16 protein-coding genes and 1 riboswitch are annotated in these 17,548 nt (G+C 42.4%); of the genes, 7 read left to right on the top strand and 9 right to left on the bottom strand.

All coding sequences use genetic code 11. From position 1 onward, the window contains the following. Window positions 1-109: 109 nt before the first annotated feature. Window positions 110-568, bottom strand: a complete 459-nt coding sequence (locus Q0C76_RS06970; protein ID WP_295731377.1) for a universal stress protein — start codon at window positions 566-568, stop codon at window positions 110-112. 113 nt (window positions 569-681) lie between these two features. On the opposite strand from Q0C76_RS06970, the gene Q0C76_RS06965 reads away from it, so the two are divergent. Then, entirely contained in the window at window positions 682-1,092 is a 411-nt protein-coding gene (locus tag Q0C76_RS06965; RefSeq protein ID WP_295731376.1) for a hypothetical protein, read from the top strand. Further along, window positions 1,093-1,563 carry a hypothetical protein gene (locus tag Q0C76_RS06960; protein ID WP_295731374.1) on the top strand — a complete coding sequence of 157 codons (471 nt, stop codon included), beginning with the start codon at window positions 1,093-1,095 and terminating at the stop codon, window positions 1,561-1,563. Between the two features lie 218 nt (window positions 1,564-1,781). On the opposite strand, the gene Q0C76_RS06955 is transcribed toward Q0C76_RS06960, so the two are convergent. From Q0C76_RS06955 to Q0C76_RS06945, 3 genes are read right to left on the bottom strand one after another with little or no spacing between them, the layout of a single operon-like run. Further along, complete coding sequence (locus Q0C76_RS06955; protein ID WP_295731373.1) at window positions 1,782-2,666, bottom strand: hypothetical protein; 885 nt, start codon at window positions 2,664-2,666, stop codon at window positions 1,782-1,784. 39 nt (window positions 2,667-2,705) lie between these two features. Next, window positions 2,706-3,563, bottom strand: a complete 858-nt coding sequence (locus Q0C76_RS06950; RefSeq protein ID WP_295731371.1) for an SAM-dependent methyltransferase — start codon at window positions 3,561-3,563, stop codon at window positions 2,706-2,708. Between the two features lie 11 nt (window positions 3,564-3,574). Continuing rightward, window positions 3,575-3,988, bottom strand: coding sequence for a helix-turn-helix domain-containing protein (locus Q0C76_RS06945; RefSeq protein WP_295731369.1), 414 nt, complete (start codon window positions 3,986-3,988; stop codon window positions 3,575-3,577). Between the two features lie 123 nt (window positions 3,989-4,111). Here Q0C76_RS06945 and Q0C76_RS06940 point away from each other — a divergent pair, with 123 nt between their 5' ends. The 4 genes from Q0C76_RS06940 (at window position 4,112) to Q0C76_RS06925 (ending at window position 10,221) form a co-directional block, all read left to right on the top strand. Next, window positions 4,112-5,077, top strand: a complete 966-nt coding sequence (locus Q0C76_RS06940) for an alpha/beta hydrolase (protein ID WP_295731367.1) — start codon at window positions 4,112-4,114, stop codon at window positions 5,075-5,077. Between the two features lie 19 nt (window positions 5,078-5,096). After that, window positions 5,097-6,113 carry a LacI family DNA-binding transcriptional regulator gene (locus Q0C76_RS06935; protein ID WP_295731365.1) on the top strand — a complete coding sequence of 339 codons (1,017 nt, stop codon included), beginning with the start codon at window positions 5,097-5,099 and terminating at the stop codon, window positions 6,111-6,113. 121 nt (window positions 6,114-6,234) lie between these two features. Continuing rightward, on the top strand, window positions 6,235-8,181 hold the full coding sequence (locus Q0C76_RS06930) for a PTS sugar transporter subunit IIA (RefSeq protein WP_295731363.1): 1,947 nt from the start codon (window positions 6,235-6,237) through the stop codon (window positions 8,179-8,181). Between the two features lie 12 nt (window positions 8,182-8,193). Continuing rightward, window positions 8,194-10,221: a beta-galactosidase gene (locus tag Q0C76_RS06925; protein WP_295731361.1), complete on the top strand. Its 2,028-nt coding sequence runs from the start codon at window positions 8,194-8,196 to the stop codon at window positions 10,219-10,221. 62 nt (window positions 10,222-10,283) lie between these two features. Here the strand turns inward: Q0C76_RS06925 and Q0C76_RS06920 are convergent, their stop codons facing one another. From Q0C76_RS06920 to Q0C76_RS06900, 5 genes are all read right to left on the bottom strand, one after another. After that, window positions 10,284-12,260 (bottom strand): sodium:proton antiporter, encoded by a 1,977-nt coding sequence (locus Q0C76_RS06920; RefSeq protein WP_295731359.1) that lies wholly within the window; start codon window positions 12,258-12,260, stop codon window positions 10,284-10,286. 211 nt (window positions 12,261-12,471) lie between these two features. Beyond that, a complete protein-coding gene (locus Q0C76_RS06915) occupies window positions 12,472-12,816 on the bottom strand; it encodes a DUF4870 domain-containing protein (protein ID WP_295731357.1) in 345 nt (114 codons plus the stop codon). A gap of 34 nt (window positions 12,817-12,850) precedes the next feature. After that, the gene (locus Q0C76_RS06910; protein WP_295731383.1) at window positions 12,851-13,504 is read right to left on the bottom strand and encodes an energy-coupling factor transporter transmembrane protein EcfT; all 654 of its coding nucleotides are present in this window, start codon (window positions 13,502-13,504) and stop codon (window positions 12,851-12,853) included. A 2-nt stretch (window positions 13,505-13,506) separates the two neighbouring features. Next, the gene (locus Q0C76_RS06905) at window positions 13,507-14,886 is read right to left on the bottom strand and encodes an ATP-binding cassette domain-containing protein (protein WP_295731355.1); all 1,380 of its coding nucleotides are present in this window, start codon (window positions 14,884-14,886) and stop codon (window positions 13,507-13,509) included. Between the two features lie 77 nt (window positions 14,887-14,963). Then, a riboswitch (TPP riboswitch) is annotated at window positions 14,964-15,052 on the bottom strand. Window positions 15,053-15,424: 372 nt separating this feature from the next. Next, complete coding sequence (locus Q0C76_RS06900; RefSeq protein WP_295731353.1) at window positions 15,425-16,387, bottom strand: nucleoside hydrolase; 963 nt, start codon at window positions 16,385-16,387, stop codon at window positions 15,425-15,427. Window positions 16,388-16,544: 157 nt separating this feature from the next. On the opposite strand from Q0C76_RS06900, the gene Q0C76_RS06895 reads away from it, so the two are divergent. Continuing rightward, window positions 16,545-17,537: an NAD(P)/FAD-dependent oxidoreductase gene (locus Q0C76_RS06895; RefSeq protein WP_295731351.1), complete on the top strand. Its 993-nt coding sequence runs from the start codon at window positions 16,545-16,547 to the stop codon at window positions 17,535-17,537. Window positions 17,538-17,548: the final 11 nt, after the last annotated feature.

Genomic DNA, 17,548 nt, shown 5'->3' with positions numbered 1-17,548 from the left:
AAGGAAAATGGAGCTCAACGAAATCCGAAGATTTCATTGAACTCCATTCTTTATAAGAGACTTATGTCACAGCCCCTCTTTTTGAATATCGAACGGTAATATTACAAGTTTATTTCTTTGATCGAGCGACAATAACATCACACTTAGCCATTCGGACTACATAACCAGTTGTTGAGCCCAGGAGCAGCCGTTCAATCCGTGAGGTGCCGGTTCCACCCATGATGATTAAATCGTTTTGATGGTCGCGGATAAAGTCTCTGGCAATTACGAGCTTGGGATTGCCGAAGCGGATATGGATTGCGACTGATTTAACACCAGCGGTTTTCGCTTGCTGTTCTAAATCACGTAAGCGCTTTTCGATAATTTGAACTAATTCATGAGTTTTGCCATCACTTAGATCAGTGAGCGTTGCAAACCCTTCCGTTACTTGGTTAATCTGCGCGACGTTTAAGATGTCTAAATGAGCATTATTATTTAATGCTGCTTGAATTGCTCGTTTCATTACTAGTGGGGTTTCCTTTGAACCATCCACTGGGACTAAAATTTTTTGATATGTTCCATTCATCATAAGTGAAAATTCCCCTTCGATCTTTTCATCTATGATACCATGGAACGGTGCTCAATTGAGCTTTTCACGTTCAGATAGTAGAATAGAAGAGATTAATTGAAGGGAATTAAGGTATGAATAAGCAAAAGAATGTAGTGCACATCATTGCAACGACCATTGTGACAATGTTGATTGCACTGGTGATTGAATTAATGATGTTTTATCAGCATCGGATTTCCTGGATGTCCAGTGGGGCTTTGCTGACGCTCATGACGATATTAATCGTCATGATTATTGTGGTGTTGCTGGCAGTTGGTGATTGGCATTTTTCCAATTACGGAACGATTGCGGCGATGATGTATTATGGCATTATTAGTCTTGGTGGCTTACTCCAGGTTCAACATAAGGCGTCAGTAGCTGGATTATTGACTCAGCTATTAGCGATTATTGGCATTGTCCTATGTGTTTATGGGATTGTGTTGGGAGTGCGTCAACGAGAACGATTGATTGAAAAGAAGTATCGTGAGCAACGGAGGTCAAAATAAATGGAATTTACCTATGAGGATTATTTAGCACAATTAACCGGGGATCACGTGCAAACGACCAATGTTTCTACTACTGCGGCCAAAATTCAGCAAGTAACAGTGATTAAAAAGGGGCTCAAATACATTGAAGACCAACTGGCAAGCGGTTATCTTTGCGGTTATGAATGGTCGGTTAAAATGCCCGTTGGCGATGACTTGAGTGTGCGTCTTGAAACTAATTTGATTAACATTCCGATGAAAGAGGCAGAACGGCTGAACCCTAAATTACTGGATCGTAATCAACCATATCCGGTCAATGTTTATATGGTGGCCGAGGGTGACCAGCTAAACAAGTCTGGCTTACGAATTGATGAATTAGTCAGTGGTGATGATCTTGACGATTCTGCTGAGCTGGTAACAAAGTTTCAAGAATGGGTGGCTAGCCAATTGGCAATGGTCACCGAAAATCGACAAACTGCTGATGAAGCTTGATGTCTCGCCATGGACGTGTTAACATATTGGTTGCGATGAGTCGAGAGGTCTGGTAGCAACCCAAATGGCTACCATAAGACATTTCGAGTGGGGCACATTTACCTGCCGGATTGCAGGGTGCCTGGTGATCATGAAAGTGGACGTTCATGATTACCTGAGATTGTATCAATACACAAAGCCGCAGTCACTTCATTTATTTGAAGTAACTGCGGCTTTTTCTATTCTTCATCTAAGTATAAGTAATACATTGAATCCGGATTTTGAGTTTCCTGGATAAATTCACGAAAGAAAGGTAACGTGTATTTAACCTTGCCATATGTTGCAGGAGCGACAAGGTGGCGGCTAATTGCTCGTCGACGATATTGAGAAACGTATGACAAACTTTGGTGCATATCTTTGGCCACTTCACTAAGTCGTTTATTACCAAAAATACTGACTAAATATTTTTGGTCATTTGTAGAAAGCTCATCAAATATTTTTGTGTAAGCATTGTCAAAGAGCAGTGCCAAATAGTCGTTTTTGATGTTATTTAATAACTCTAATGATACTGGAATTTCTTCGCGGGTACTTTTGTCAAAAACTAAGTAGCCAAGTAATTGAAAGGCATATGAATATCCTTGAACCATTTGAGCCATCTTACTAGCAACGGCAGACGAACATTGAAAGATATTTCGATATGTAATTGCAATATCACTGACTTGGAGGGGCTTCATAACCCGCTGTTCTGAACGAAGAAGGAAGGTAAGCTTTTCTTCATTTTTAACATCAAGAATTAAACCAGGCAATCCCGTCATTAACACAAAGATTGGCATTTCTTGACGTTTTAGTTCATTGAAGATTTGAGCAAATTTATGAATGACTTTGTCATTGGTAACTTCGTCAATGGCTACTACAACAAATTTATTTTGATGATTAATTATTTGCATTAATTTCATCACATGATTAGCAATTTCATTACTTGGATCAATGTGATTATCAAAGCTAATTTGCATTCCGCCAGCAGAAACGCCCTTTACCTTTTTTAAAACGTTGGAGAGTTTACCATTAGTAAATTCTTCAAGACGATAGACAAGACTTGTAAGGAGGCTTGAATCATTAATCACAATTCGCTTTGTTTTAGAGGTTTTTAGATGTTTATGCAACTACTTTGCTAAATAAATTTGCTCATCAATGAGATCAAAGGTCTTGAGATACTGATTGACGGTTTGAAGGTCAGTAGGTTGGGATAATTGTGCATTTTTCCAGAATGCGGGTGAATTTGTAGCACCGTCTTTTTCACCGATGACTAATAATTGCAAATCTGGATAATCTTTACGGATGAGTTGCAGTAGCTGCCAGTCTTGATTACCCTTATCCGGAGCCCATGACATTAAGATAAATTGGACCTTATGGCCGTATTTTTTGACTGCGGATAGTGCATCTAATTTTTCAATGGTGGTCACCGGATGACGACCGGTCTCATTTTCTTGAATCCAGTCTTGACTATCTGTGGTGTAAATTATTTGATGTGGATTAGAATTTCGCAGCCCTTTGGATAGGTAGCCATTTCCGGCCATTACTTCCAAAATCGGCGCACCAGCCAGGTACTTACTTAGGGCATTGGTGAACGACGAGTTTGTATATGACCACATGCCGTATGTATCCTCGAGGTAGTCACGATAATTGCGGAGGAGGCGATCTAGCTTTGGCAACGCATCAATATAGGTGTTCCATAGGCGATCACCACGTGGGTCTTCCTGTGGATATTGAGCATTTACTTGTTTAAAAATCGTATCTTGCACATCATCAGGCAGCAGCATTTTCGGTAACGGTTGTGGAAGCAGTCCTGATCGTAGCAAGCGGTCATTTAATAGCGCATTATTAATCAGAAACTTAATGCTTGAAATATCATTGAACAGTTCGCCGTAATGCTTCAATTTCTGAATATAAGAAGTTTGGTGCGTTGCAGTAGCAACTTTCCGATACTGCTTTTTTATTTTTTGAAGTTTCTTTGGATTCATGTTATTTGTTCCTAATTAAAATGCAGGTTTAACTCTTCTTGCTTGCCATAGAACTTTTCCGTATCTTGACGATGATTACGACCCGTTAGGTAGCCGTCAATCAGTTGGAAAATCTCGTAGCGATCTTCACTGGAAAGCTTGGTATGATTAAATGTTAAACTTTTGCTGGAAAAGAAGAGTTTAGCAAGATCATAATCATCATGATCTTCTTTTCCCGTTAAATAGTCGAGACTAACATCGAAAAATTCGGCTAATTTTTTTGCTTCAATATACGAAGGGGTCCGAATACCGCGTTCCCAATTACCAATTTGTGAGGCAGTATTGGGGCGTTCATTAGGACCGAGGTGTTGATTAAGTGCTGAGGCCAGCTGTTTTAATGTAATTTTTTGGCCGCGCCGGAGGGCACGAAGTCGTTCTGGAAACATTGCTACTCCTCCTTTAAATAACTATTTCCATTTTACCATTGAACCACGAAACGTGGAAAACGACCGATGCAATTTTTCGCAGAATGCGCTAAAATAACGCTATTATTAAATGGAGAGAGTGTTATGCAAAAGACAACATCAAAAAAACATCGTTTCTGGCGGTGGTTAACGATTATCGTGACATTTTTACTAATAATTTGGTTAGCGGCAGGAATGTATTTCTTTAAAGTCGGGATGGTTCCTGGCCATAAATCCTTCATTAGTAGTAATCACCAAACCCTCCGTCGTTCTGATCCGCTTTATCACCAAAAAAAGTGGTTTCGTGAGGTTCAGAAACAACGTTGGACAATGACATCGGCTAGTAAGCACTATCGGTTAGTAGCAGATTACATTCCAGCAGCGCACGCGACGAACAAGAGCGTGCTGATTTGTCATGGCTTTATGAATAATAAAGCAACCATGGGCGCCTATGCAGCGATGTTTCATCAGATGGGTTACAATGTGTTGTTGCCAGACGCACGGGCGCATGGTGAAAGTGAAGGGCGATTCATTGGCTACGGATGGCCAGAACGGTATGACACTCGTAAGTGGATTCAACGGCTGATTCAAAAAAACGGACAAGCAAGCCAAATTGTTATGTTTGGGGTCAGCATGGGTGGTGCGACAACTATGATGACCAGTGGATTGAAACTGCCCCATCAAGTTAAAGCTTTTATTGAAGATTGTGGCTATACCAGTTTATCAGCCGAGCTCGACCATGAAGCTCGGCATCTTTATCATCTGCCACCGTTGATTGCGAAACCCGCGGAGGCTTCCCTGAGCATTATTAACCGAATCGCAAACGGCTTTTTCACGAGTGAAGCGAGTGCAATCGCCGCACTGCACCATAATCATCGACCAATGCTCTTTATTCATGGGGCCAAAGATACTTTTGTACCGACGGAAATGGTTTATGCTAATTACAAAGCAACGCGTGGTCCAAAAGCGTTATGGGTTGTTCCCCAGGCCGGTCACGCTAAGTCATTTCAAACCGCTCCTCGTCAGTATCAACGTCATATTCAACAGTTTTTAAGTCGCTATGTTGATTAGTAATTAATGGAGGATAACCATGGTTACAATTAAAGAGATCGCCCAACGAGCAGGCTATTCCTCGGCTACCGTTTCCCGATTGCTTAATTCAGATCCTCATTTAGTAATTTCAGATCGGGCCCGCGACAAGATTCTCGCTGTTGCCGATGTTTTAGGATATTGGGAAGAGCATGATCGGCCATTAGGCAATAAAACCATTGCAGTACTGTTTCGCATTACTAAAAAAGAACAGGAAAATGATGTTTATTTTGCAACACTCCAAGAGCATCTTCGGCAGGCGTTTCATAAACGTCAGCTAAGGATCAAAATGTATTCTGATACTGAAAAGCTTATCAATCAAGCCCAGCAATTTGAAGGATTTATTTGTGTCGGTGCCAATCATCTGACTGCGGATGAGCTTACCCGATTACATCAAGCATTACCGATCGGCGTAATCGTCGATACTAATCCAGCACCCCACTATTTTGATTCCGTACAGCCAAATCTGCCGTTAACGGTCCGAAACGCGTTTGAAGCGATGGTTAGTAGCGGTTATCATCAGATTGGGTTTATTGGTGGCCAAGGCTTGCAAATTGGTGATCGACCATTGATGGCCGATTCGCGGACAGCCGCATTTAAAATTGTTGCTGAAGAGTATGGGACGCCCGATGCCCCAATTTTTGCTAGCGGTCGGTTTACCATTGAGAATGGTAAACGCATGGGTGAAGAGATCATTGAGCGTTATGGGCGGAATGGCTTACCGGATGGTTTTATTTGTGCTTCCGACACCATTACGGTGGGGGTATTACAGGCCTTTAATCATTCAGGAGTCATTGTGCCGCGTGATACAGCAATTATCAGTATTAATAATAGTGCTCTCGCTAAATACGTTTCACCACCGCTGACGACCTACGAGATTGATCAGTCTGAAATGTGTCGGATCGCCGTCGATGATTTGCACGATTTAATTAACCATCCCAAGCGTCCCCATGTTCATCTATTAGTTGACACGCGGTTGGTAGTACGTAACAGTTTTATTCCACATAACAATCAGTAAAGGATTTACTAAATACTAGTAAATCCTTTATTTAGATTATTTACTTTTTAAGGGAGGACTTTATAATATTTATTGTAAGCGATTGCAACAAATTGAAGAAGGATTTACTGATCTGAGGAGGATGGGTATTGTGGACACAAATCAACAACCCAAAGCTAAATTAACGGCTGCTCAATGGATATCACGTTCTGCCTTTTGTTTTGGAAACGTGGGACACTCCGCCTTTTATGGTGTGATGAGCACTTATTTTATTATTTTTGTCACGAGCGGCATGTTTGATGGGTTAAGCAAACACGTTGCGGATAAACTAATTGCCTTGATTACTGGGCTGATTGTTGGCGTGCGAATTCTGGAATTAATTATTGACCCAGTCATTGGAAACGTGGTTGATAATACGAAATCGCGTTGGGGCAAGTTCAAACCATGGATTTTTTGGGGCAACATCGTTTCTGGTGCGCTCCTGTTAGTTTTGTTTACCGGAATCTTTGGTTTAGCGAAAGTTAACTGGGTGCTTTTTGCGATTCTGTTTGTGATTATCTTTTTGGCGTTTGATATTTTCTATTCCTTTTCTGATGTTTCATACTGGGGAATGGTGCCAGCATTGAGTGAAGATTCTAATGAACGGGGAATCTATACAGCACTGGGTGCTTTTGCCGGGACCATTGGTTGGAACGGCTTGACTATTATCGTCGTGCCGATTGTGACCTACTTTACGTTTTTGGCGACCGGTCAGCATCGTGAAGGGGCGAGTGGCTGGTTTGCCTTTGCCGCAATTATTACTGCACTAGCGATCTTGAGTGCGTTAGCGGTCTGCTTTGGTACCAAGGAAAAACACAATCTGATTCGAAATTCAGCTCAACAAAAGACGACCATTCGGGATGTTTTCTCTGCGATTTTTCATAATGATCAAATCCTGTGGCCAGCATTGGCGTATCTACTGTACTCTTGTGCTTACGTTATTACGAATGGGGTGTTGTTCTACCTTTACAAGTTTGTTATTGGGCGACCAGGTCAATTCTGGATTGTTGGGGTGATTGCCACCATTATTGGCTTCTGCACCAGTCCGTTATTCCCGATTTTGAATAAGTTCATTCCCCGAAAATGGTTATTCATTATGGGACAGGTATGTATGGTTCTTGCTTACTTGATCTTTATTACCTGTCGCTCGAATATTTTCATGATGGATCTTGGTCTGGTCCTCTTTAACATCAATTATGCACAATTGGTCACAGTCTTAACCTTTACTGACGCGATTGAATATGGTCAATTGAAGAATGGCCAACGGAACGAAGCTGTGGTGCTCGCGGTTCGGCCAATGATTGATAAACTGACTGGCGCAATTTCTAATGGTTTAGTTGGGTACATTGCTGTTGCTGCCGGAATGACTGGTGCTGCCACTGCTGCTGACATGACGGCTAAGGATATCCGGACGTTTGATAGCATGGCATTCTACATTCCAATGGCCTTAGCGATTCTTTCAATTGTTGTTTTCCTCACTAAAGTTAAATTATCAGAAAAGCAACATGCGGTGATCGTGGAAGAATTGAAGAATAAGTTGGCCAAGGGTGAGATTAAATCAACGGATGCTCACGAAACACTAACTAATTCTACAGCAGTAATGGCTCCTGCTGATGGAACCTTAATAGAATTAAGTCAGGTTGAAAATGAAGATGGTACGGTTGGTTTCCCTGGAAAGGGATTTGCGATTGTACCGAGTGATGGGCGGATTTATGCACCATTCAATGGCACAATTAAATTTACGTTTTCCACTAAACACGCCTTCGAAATTGTGGCGGATGATGGCTTAGAAACGATCATTCACGTGGGCTCAGGTACGGTGAATATGCGTGGCGCAGGCTTTAATGTTCATTACACTGATGGTCAACAAGTTCATGCAGGTGATTTACTCATCGAATTTGACCGTGATTTAATTCGGCAAAATGGCTACAAGGATACAGTGGTGACTTTTATGGTTCGGCCAAATAAAGTTGCCGTAATGAACCAAATTGAATTTGGCACGTCCGTTAACCATGGTGATCAAGTAATCGCGGTTACTGCTAAACAATAGTGGAGGAAAATTATGAAAGCTCAATTACCAACCATGCTTTACGGTGGTGACTATAATCCTGAGCAATGGCCTGAAGCAACTTGGGATGATGACATTCAAGTATTTAAGCAAGCAGACATTAATTCGGCCACCGTCAACGTTTTCTCGTGGGCTTCGCTGGAACCAGCAGAGGGCCAGTATAACTTTAGGACGCTTGATAAAATTATTGAAAAGCTTAGTGCAGCACAGTTTAAGATTGTGTTAGCCACGTCGACCGCTGCAATGCCAGCCTGGATGTTTAAAAAGTATCCGGATGTTGCGCGAGTTGATTATCAAGGACGACGGCATGTCTTTGGACAACGCCATAATTTCTGCCCAACCTCGCCAAACTATCAACGACTCGCACGCCAGCTGGTTGCGAAGCTGGCCGAGCGGTATGGCGATAACCCGAACGTTGTCGCTTGGCATGTGAACAATGAATATGGTGGCAATTGTTACTGTAAACATTGCCAAACGTCTTTTCAAAAGTGGCTTCAAAAGAAATACCAAACATTGGATCGATTGAATCAAGCCTGGAACAACGATGTTTGGAGCCACACAATCTACCATTGGGATGAGATTGTCGTGCCTAATGAATTGGGGGATGCGTGGGGACCAGAAGGTAGCCACACGATTGTGGCGGGGCTCTCCCTCGACTATTTACGATTTCAATCCGCTGCTCTCCAGGACCTTTACCGAATGGAAAAGCAGACAATTGAACAATATGATGATCAAACACCAATTATGACGAACTTCCACAGTACACCGAATAAGATGATTGATTATCAGGCGTGGGCAAAGGATCAGGATATCATCGCCTATGATTCTTATCCAGCCTATGATCAACCAGTTTATCAACCAGCTTTCCTGTACGATTTAATGCGGAGCTTGAAGCACCAGCCATTTATGCTGATGGAATCCACCCCGTCGCAGGTTAACTGGCAACCGTATAGTCCGCTGAAGCGCCCCGGCCAAGTACGGGCAACAGAATTCCAAGCAGTGGCGCACGGCGCCGATACGGTTCAGTATTTTCAACTGAAACAAGCGATTGGCGGTTCTGAAAAATTTCATGGGGCGGTGATTAGCCATGCTCAGCGGACTGATACGCGTGCGTTTAAAGAAGTTGCCCAAATTGGTCGTGACCTTAAAAAACTTAGTCCGCATTTACTTGGTGCACAAACACCAGCTAAGGTTGGTTTGATCTTTGATTGGAACAATTTTTGGTCATACGAATACGTAGCGGGAATCTCCCAAGATCTTGACTATGTTGGCTCAATTTTGGACTACTATCGACAATTTTACGAACGTAACATTCCTACGGATGTGATCAGTGTTGATGATGACTTTAGTCAATATGATTTAGTGGTGGCACCGGTCTTATACATGGTGAAGGACGGATTAGCTGATAAAATTAATCGGTACGTGGGAAATGGCGGTCACTTTATCACTAGTTACATGTCAGGGATGGTAAATGATAGCGACAATATTTATCCGGGTGGCTATCCTGGACCTTTGAGCAAAGTACTTGGTATTTGGGTTGAAGAAACTGATGCAATTATTCCAGGAAAGGCAACCCAGGTGGTGTTCAATCAGGACGGTTTAACCACGGAGGGTCGTTACCTTTGCGATTTGATTCATTTGACTGGTGAGCAGACGCGTTCATTAGCAAAGTATGATTCCGAATTCTATGCGGGAGTCCCAGCCATTACAGAAAATCCATATGGTCAGGGAACTGCCTGGTACGTTGGAAGTAGAATCGACCATGATGGCTTAAGTCATTTATTAGACCACGTTTTGCAAGTAGCAAAGGTTCGTGGATTAATAAGCACGACGAATGACTTGGAAATTACCAAACGGGTCAAAAATGGTCATGAATTTTATTTCGTATTAAACATGCGTAACGAAGCACGCTCACTACCAGTAGAATTGATTGATGGCTGGACGGATGTTTTGACCGGTCAACAGCCAATTGCTAAAATGGCTGGTTGGGATCTGCGCATCCTCCAAAAAACTGATAACTAAATAATAGCCAATCAAAGAAGCGAGACCACGGTCATAATTGACTGGGGCTCGCTTCTTTTAGACTAGTCTAGTGACTGCATGTAGACTAACTGATCTGTAGAAATTTGTTCATTTAGGGCATTCGCTAAATCTGAAGAAATCTTATGGGCAGCAGCTTGTTGTTGAATATAACTATGCTCTGACTGAAAAGCATCAACAAAATAGTTAGTCATGATGTCGGCATCAATTTGACTTTTTTTGGAGAAAAATCGGTACCGGTTTAAGTAAGTTCGCCGCACTGCCGCGATTTCATAAGCATTCTGTGGAGTTTGTTCTTCATTCAGGAACTTATTAATTCGCCGGATGACAATTCGCATAATCGGTCCTAATTGATCATTAACGGTTTTAAAATGGGTCTGGCGATCTTTTTTCAACTCTGGGTGCTGCCGATAAAGTTTCACGATTTTGTGCCGCGCGTAAAGCCAGTGCAGGCGGTGATAGAGCATGATGATAATGTTGAGGAATCCATGATTAGACCGATTGAGGACATCGCGTGCCATTAATCGACTATATGCCCGTTCTTGTTGTGGTGTAATAATGTCATTATCAGTTAATTCTTCTAAAGTATCGAGTTCTACTTGGTGGCATCTTTGGAGGAGCCGATTATAAGTAGCGGTTTTTAATCGAGCTCGCATGCTCATTTGACTGGCGAGTTGATCAATGACGAGTGACTTCTCACGGTTTTGGTCGTTGGTATTGTTGAGTTCGGTAATGGCATATTGGACCGTATCAGTTAATGCTTGATGAAATTCAGCCTTGGAATAGCTTTCTTTTTTTGGTGGCAGTAACTTTGGAAAGCCAAATGTCCCCACGATGAGGCTGATTAAAATCACAAAGGCCGCAATTAGAATTAAGGCGTTACGCATGGCAATCCGCTCTTCATTGACGAGGAGCGGAATGGAGAAGGCCATCGCCATGGTAATTGTGCCATGAACACCACCAATGGCCAGTAGTAAACTATCCCGTTGCTGATCCTGCCTCAATGCTTTGGAATGTAAACGCACAAATCCCCACTGGGACCAGCAATAACGCAGAACGGTCATTACTAGATAGAGGACCAAAGCGATCCCAGTAATTTTAAGGGTTTGTAACTGGCGCATGTGCGCGAGAACACTCGGCAGACTAAGGCCCAGAAAGACAAATACTAAACCATTTAAGGCGTCAGCGATGATTGTCCAAATCGTAGTCGTGGCAATTTGTACTTTGGTGGAGGTTAGGTGCAACCGATCATAGAGGATACTGTGCATAATTCCTACTGCAACCACGGCAAGGATACCGGAAAGATGCAGTTCTTCAGCTAACCAGTAAATTACAATCGGGGTCATAATATTGATGGGAATGACGATTGAAGCAATATCGACATGGTGTTGCATTAGTCGGGTTCGGATGTTAATCAAGAGGGAACCGATAATCAATCCAAAAATAATACCGCCAAAGAATACGTAAACAAATGTCCAAACTCCATGGGCTAGCGAAAAATTACCAGAAGATAGTGCTGAGGAAGCTAAGCTAAATAACACAATCCCGGATGCATCGTTAAAAAGTGATTCATGTTCAAGGGTCAGGTTGACGTTTTCTGGCATTTCGACTCTGGTGGTCAGCGATTTAACCGCTACAGCGTCAGTGGGTGTGATGATAGCGGCCAGCATAAAGGCCACTGGTAGAGAAAAAGAGTGGGGAAGTAATAGGTGCAACCCCAAACTCATTACAATAACTGTAAATAATGCTAAGTAAACCGCCATTGACATAGTTCTGGAAAGGCCGCGCGCTAATTGACGGAATGAGGTATTTTGGCCGTCATTAAACATTAATGGGGCAATAATTAGCAACATGAAAATTTCTGGTTCCAGTCGAAACGTTTGTAAATCGGGAATAATGGCCAGAATTACTCCCACAATAATTTGATAAATTGCAAGCGGAAAACGCGGCCAAACTAAATGGAGAATGTTGGCTGCGACCACGGCAACTAGTAAGATCATTATGCCGAGAACAGTGGACATGATAAATTCCTTTCTTCCAAAAATTGTTTATGTTTATTATAACGAAAAAAAGGGAGCGTGACAGAAGTCATTTATGACTTCGTTTTCACGCCCCCGCAATCACAAATAGGCCTCTAGCGCTCGCTTTACCGGGCGTTAGAGATCATTTGTGTACTGCGCTATTCGTTCTTCATCTCAGTTGTATAGCTTATGTCACAGCCTCTAATCTCAATTATTGTCGTTTGATTAAAACGCTAATTCCCATGGCAATGTTATAGATGTAGAGCACCAATGAAATCAATAAAGCAAAAACGGTCAGGATACCGAACAGCCAGCCGCCGTTGACACGAATCTGATCTACACCGGTGGCGCCTAGAATAAAGAACATTAGTAAAGCTACAATCACATATAAGGCGGGAAAGATCTGCGTCCAAAATGCAGACCGAGCATGGTGGGCAACATAATGATCTTGATGATCAACAATCCAGACAATCAACGGAAATAATACTGGCAAGAAGAGAATGCTTAGGTAAGATAAACAGCTTAAAACACGATTAGTGGTAGATTCAGTCTTCATAGTTAACTCCTTTTCTTTTAGTATACCAGAATTTTTACGGCAACATGAGCAGGGTTAATTGAATCCCAACTAGACTAATTACAAAGATGCTCCAATCAGTGATCGTCAGCTTAATTAGTCGGGTGTGAGTTCGCAAACGTTGCTCGTTAAACCCTTGGGATTCCATTGCTTGTGCCAAGTGATCAGACCAGCTGAGCGCTGATAAAATAGCTTTAAAATATAGCTGGGGTGACCAGAAATGCAATGATACATTCCGCATTTGCGCCGCCAAGCGAATGGTTTTAACCGTTTGAATGGTCCGGGGAATTATATTAATTGCGGCAAGGGTCCCATAGGCAAATTTTGCTGGCAGGTGCGCGTTTTGTTCTAATGATTGAGCCAGTTGTAGTGGGGTGTCGATAGTAAAGATTAACGCACCAAGCAAACAATAAGCATATAGTCGACTAACCATGACAATGGCCAGCCAAGTACTGTGGCCAGGACTAAACCACCGAATGGTAGTTGCAATGGCAATGGCCGGTAAGATCGGGACCAAAATTAACTTTAAAAAAGTTTGTGGTCTCGTTCGATGGATGATGAGCACTACCAAGGTAACCGCAATGAGAATCAGGTTTGTGAATAGTTTGGTGGTAAACGATATTTCCAGGGAAATAATGATGATGAGTAGTAATTTAAGACTTGGGTTCATATTCATTTGGTAGTGCCTTCCTGATACTGTAAACGGTGATGAGCAAGATGGAGATGGTAATCAATGAGCGGGGTAAGGGCAGCAATTTGATGACTGATGATCACTAGAGTTTGGGGATAGACAGCCAGGCTTCGCTGCATCAAATCAACGACGTTAGTGATGGAATGGTAATCTAAACCGCTGAACGGCTCATCAAGTAACAGTAACGGCTGCCCCATCATTAACATTACGAGGAGTTGCAATTTCTTTTTTTGCCCACCAGATAGAGTGTAGACAACTTGGTTAGTCAAATGATTGAGTCCTAAATGGTTAAGGACTAATTGCAGCCGATGGTTCGTAAAGAACGGGTTGCGACCATTTTTTAGACTGAGTTCTAATTCTTCTTGAACAGTCACTTTTAAGAATTGATCGTTAGCATTTTGAAAAACGAGGCCAATCGACTTACCGCGCTGCTGGCGGTGACGTTGCTCCGCTGATTGCTGGCAAAGTTTGATGGTGCCTGCGGAAGGAACTAGATTAATCAATGATTTAAAAAACGAAGATTTACCACTACCAGATTCACCAGTTAAAAGCGTGGTTTTATTTTTGACGATCTGCAGGGCGGTTTGATTAATTAAGGTTGTAGCGTTGCGTTGTAAAATGTAATTTTCTAAAATGACAGCATTTGGCTGATCAGGTTCCGGAATCGGAGTGGTTAAACTTGGTTGGTGAGTGGCAGTTTCCAGCAAGGCTTGCGTTTCCTGGTTAGTAAGGCAGTGAACAGTTTGGCCAAATTCAATAATGTTCGGGGATAGTTCAGTATATGCAGAGAGGTCATGATCTGCAATAATGACGGTTTTCCCCTCCCTTACAAGAGCAACTAATTTTTGCAAGATCAGGTCGCGATTATGATAATCAAGGCTCGCAAATGGCTCATCCAAAAGTATAATTTGGCGCTGCATTGCGATAATCACGGCTAGCGTGGCCCGTTGTTGTTCACCACCAGATAAAGTGGTGAAATGCCGATCAGCAAGGTGAGTGATACCAACGTCATGTAATGTTTGATCAACAATTGATGGAATGGTCTTCGCAGGAGTTTGAAGATTTTCGAGTGCAAATTCGATTTCGTGACGTGGTGTGTCCAATGCAAATTGCATTCCCGGATCTTGGAACATCATCGCGACTGACTGTTGATGTGGAATGGAGACGTTACCCGTCAACTGACCACCATACTTAGGCAACAGTCCAGCGATAATCTTCAACAAGGTTGACTTTCCAGAACCAGAGCGACCATGCAGAAGCGATAATTGGTGCAGCGGAATCGATAACTCAGGGATATTTAAAATGGCCTGCTGCTTGTTATAACTAAATTTTAAAGATTGAATTAGAATGTGGTCAGTCATAAAGTTGAACCTCAATAAAAATTAAGCCCGATCAGAATAGTTGTCTGACCGGGTTTGTTGATTAATAACAGTATTCAAAAGTCACCTTAGAATCTCCCTTCGCTGGTCCTAACCAGAGCAGGTTCGATGGGTGTTTCTCAGCCCGTAGGCACCCCAGACAAAGATAATATGTTTAGGGCTATCATACCGAAAGCATTTATGTAGTGCAAGTGTCATTAGTTGGCGGAAAATAATTAACAGGCTGTGGAAAAAGTTGTGCACAACACTATGGGCAACAGAGCCCCATGATTACACAGCCTTGTGATACTAGGATAGAAGCCATGAATAGTTATCCACAATATCTTGTGGATAAGCTGTGAATTATCTACAAGACTTTGCGATGATCGACAATTGTCTTGTGAATTATCACGCCACAGAGCGTGGCGTAAATTTAGATGATTAATTTACTTACGATAGAGAAACAACAATGTGATAGGTTCAAAGATAAAAAGTGGTGGGCAAGAACCAGCAAATTAGTTCTTGTCCACCTTGAAAAATTTTAATGCTGCTTAAATAGGTCCGTTAAATACTGCATAAATGTTTGGAGGTAACGGTCCTTGTCAACGTTAACTGCAACTTTGACATTTGGATTTGGCTGATTGAGCTTAGCATTATTACCAATTGTGCGGCCGTAATTAGGGCCATCATGAACGACTTTCATAAAAAGACTGATGGTTTTAACAAAACTTGGGTCTAACGCAACGCCCACTGCCAGCGGATCGTGCAGTGCACAACCATTCTTATCGATATCTAAATTATAATAGGCATCAATGTAGAAATCAGTGATATCGGCATAGGCTCGTCCAGCGGCTGTGTTGAGTTCGCGCCATTGTTGTGTTTCATGCTTAGTGAGGAGGGTTCGCAAAGTGACATCTAAGCCCACCATCGTTAATGGTAAATCAGGGTTGGATAGCACGATATTTGCAGCTTCGGCATCTTGGTGGATGTTGGCTTCAGCCGCTTCAGTTACGTTACCTTCAACGGTTAAGGCCCCGCCCATGAAGGTGACGTTTCCAATTAATTTGGCAATCGATGGATCCTTTTCGAGGGCTGCCGCCAGATTAGTCATTGGACCAGTTGGAACAATGATCAGATCCTGACCAAATTTGTGAGCGGCTTCGATATAGAAGTCGACACCGGACATTTTTTCGACAGGCCGCTTTGGCTTTGGCAGTTTCACTTCACCAATACCATTATTGCCGTGGATATCAAGAGACACTTGCATGACGTCAAAGTGATTAGTGGTACTTGAATGTGATAATCCTTTATAAACGGGGACATCAGTTTGACCGAGCAGTTCTAGTAGTTTAAGACTATTTTCTGCACAAATATCGATTAGATTGTTACCATAAGAAGAAACAATTCCAATCAGATCCACGTCTGGGGCGGCAGTTGCGTATGCAATGGCTAATGCATCATCAACACCGGTATCTAAATCTAAGATCATTTTTTTCGTTGCCATAACCATACCTCCGAATGATTGAGTATAATTTAATTTTAAGCGACCACGGACTAAAAGACAATCAAATTTCACGAAGTCAATTTGCCGGTTACCAAATTTTAAAAGGGGCATGCTACAATGGAAATATTCAAGCAGGAAAAGAGGGGGGAATGGCTGGATGACAGAGCAACAATATGATGTCACAATCATCGGTGGTGGACCAGCAGGAATGTTTGCTGCTTTTTATGCGGGATTACATGAATTAAATACACAATTAATCGAAGCATTGCCACAACTTGGTGGCCAGGTTCGGGCACTCTATCCAGAAAAACAAATCTGGGATGTTGCTGGCAAAGCTGGTGTGACCGGTGAACAACTAATTGCGGATTTGGAACACCAGCTTTCATTGGTGAAGGTTGATCAGCAATTAGGGGCGAAAGTCACTGACGTACAAAAGATGGCTGATGGGAGTTTCAAGATTAGCTCAACAAAGGGGACTTCCCAATCTAAAGCAGTGGTGATTGCACTAGGCAATGGCGCGTTTACACCGCGAAAACTGTCAATTGATGGGGTGGATGAAGTAAATTCAGGAAAAATTCATTACTTCGTTCAACATCGCGCTGTCTTCGCCAACCAACGAGTTGCGGTTTTGGGCGGCGGCAATTCCGCCATGGATTTGGCCTTAATGTTGGAGTCAGTTGCGCGACAAGTAACGTTAGTTCATCGTCGTGAACAATTTCGAGGCTTACCGGCAACGTTCACGCGTCTACAAAAGTCCACAGTTCAACTTCAAACTCCTTATTTACCACGTACAATTCAAGAGATGTCTGATGGCAGTTTGGAGTTAACGTTAAAGAAAATGCGGAGTGACCAGGAAACTGTCTTGAACGTTGACCAATTAGTAGTCAATTATGGATTTACCTCCAATAACGCTGCCTTAGATGAATGGGGATTAAATTTAGTCACTGATCATCACTTGATTCAGGTGGATTCTCAAATGAGAACGAATATCGAAGGGGTCTATGCGATTGGTGATGGGAACACTTATGCAGGAAAGGTTCCATTAATCGCTACTGGATTAGGGGAGGCGCCAATTGCAATTAATAGCCTGGCGAAGAAACTATATCCGCAAAAACGAATGGCGACCCATAGTTCATCAATGAAACTATAAAAATAAACCAG

It is taken from the genome of uncultured Limosilactobacillus sp., assembly GCF_934202705.1.
Taxonomy (GTDB): Bacteria; Bacillota; Bacilli; order Lactobacillales; family Lactobacillaceae; genus Limosilactobacillus.
Note: the sequence above shows the minus strand (reverse complement) of the source record. Positions and strands in the feature narration are given on the sequence as shown.

Coding starts and splice junctions, on each gene's coding strand:
- Q0C76_RS06970 (WP_295731377.1), bottom strand. CDS start 568: ATGATGAATGGAACATATCAAAAAATTTTAGTCCCAGTGGATGGTTCA.
- Q0C76_RS06965 (WP_295731376.1), top strand. CDS start 682: ATGAATAAGCAAAAGAATGTAGTGCACATCATTGCAACGACCATTGTG.
- Q0C76_RS06960 (WP_295731374.1), top strand. CDS start 1,093: ATGGAATTTACCTATGAGGATTATTTAGCACAATTAACCGGGGATCAC.
- Q0C76_RS06950 (WP_295731371.1), bottom strand. CDS start 3,563: ATGAATCCAAAGAAACTTCAAAAAATAAAAAAGCAGTATCGGAAAGTT.
- Q0C76_RS06945 (WP_295731369.1), bottom strand. CDS start 3,988: ATGTTTCCAGAACGACTTCGTGCCCTCCGGCGCGGCCAAAAAATTACA.
- Q0C76_RS06940 (WP_295731367.1), top strand. CDS start 4,112: ATGCAAAAGACAACATCAAAAAAACATCGTTTCTGGCGGTGGTTAACG.
- Q0C76_RS06935 (WP_295731365.1), top strand. CDS start 5,097: ATGGTTACAATTAAAGAGATCGCCCAACGAGCAGGCTATTCCTCGGCT.
- Q0C76_RS06930 (WP_295731363.1), top strand. CDS start 6,235: ATGGGTATTGTGGACACAAATCAACAACCCAAAGCTAAATTAACGGCT.
- Q0C76_RS06925 (WP_295731361.1), top strand. CDS start 8,194: ATGAAAGCTCAATTACCAACCATGCTTTACGGTGGTGACTATAATCCT.
- Q0C76_RS06920 (WP_295731359.1), bottom strand. CDS start 12,260: ATGTCCACTGTTCTCGGCATAATGATCTTACTAGTTGCCGTGGTCGCA.
- Q0C76_RS06915 (WP_295731357.1), bottom strand. CDS start 12,816: ATGAAGACTGAATCTACCACTAATCGTGTTTTAAGCTGTTTATCTTAC.
- Q0C76_RS06910 (WP_295731383.1), bottom strand. CDS start 13,504: ATGAACCCAAGTCTTAAATTACTACTCATCATCATTATTTCCCTGGAA.
- Q0C76_RS06905 (WP_295731355.1), bottom strand. CDS start 14,886: ATGACTGACCACATTCTAATTCAATCTTTAAAATTTAGTTATAACAAG.
- Q0C76_RS06900 (WP_295731353.1), bottom strand. CDS start 16,387: ATGGCAACGAAAAAAATGATCTTAGATTTAGATACCGGTGTTGATGAT.
- Q0C76_RS06895 (WP_295731351.1), top strand. CDS start 16,545: ATGACAGAGCAACAATATGATGTCACAATCATCGGTGGTGGACCAGCA.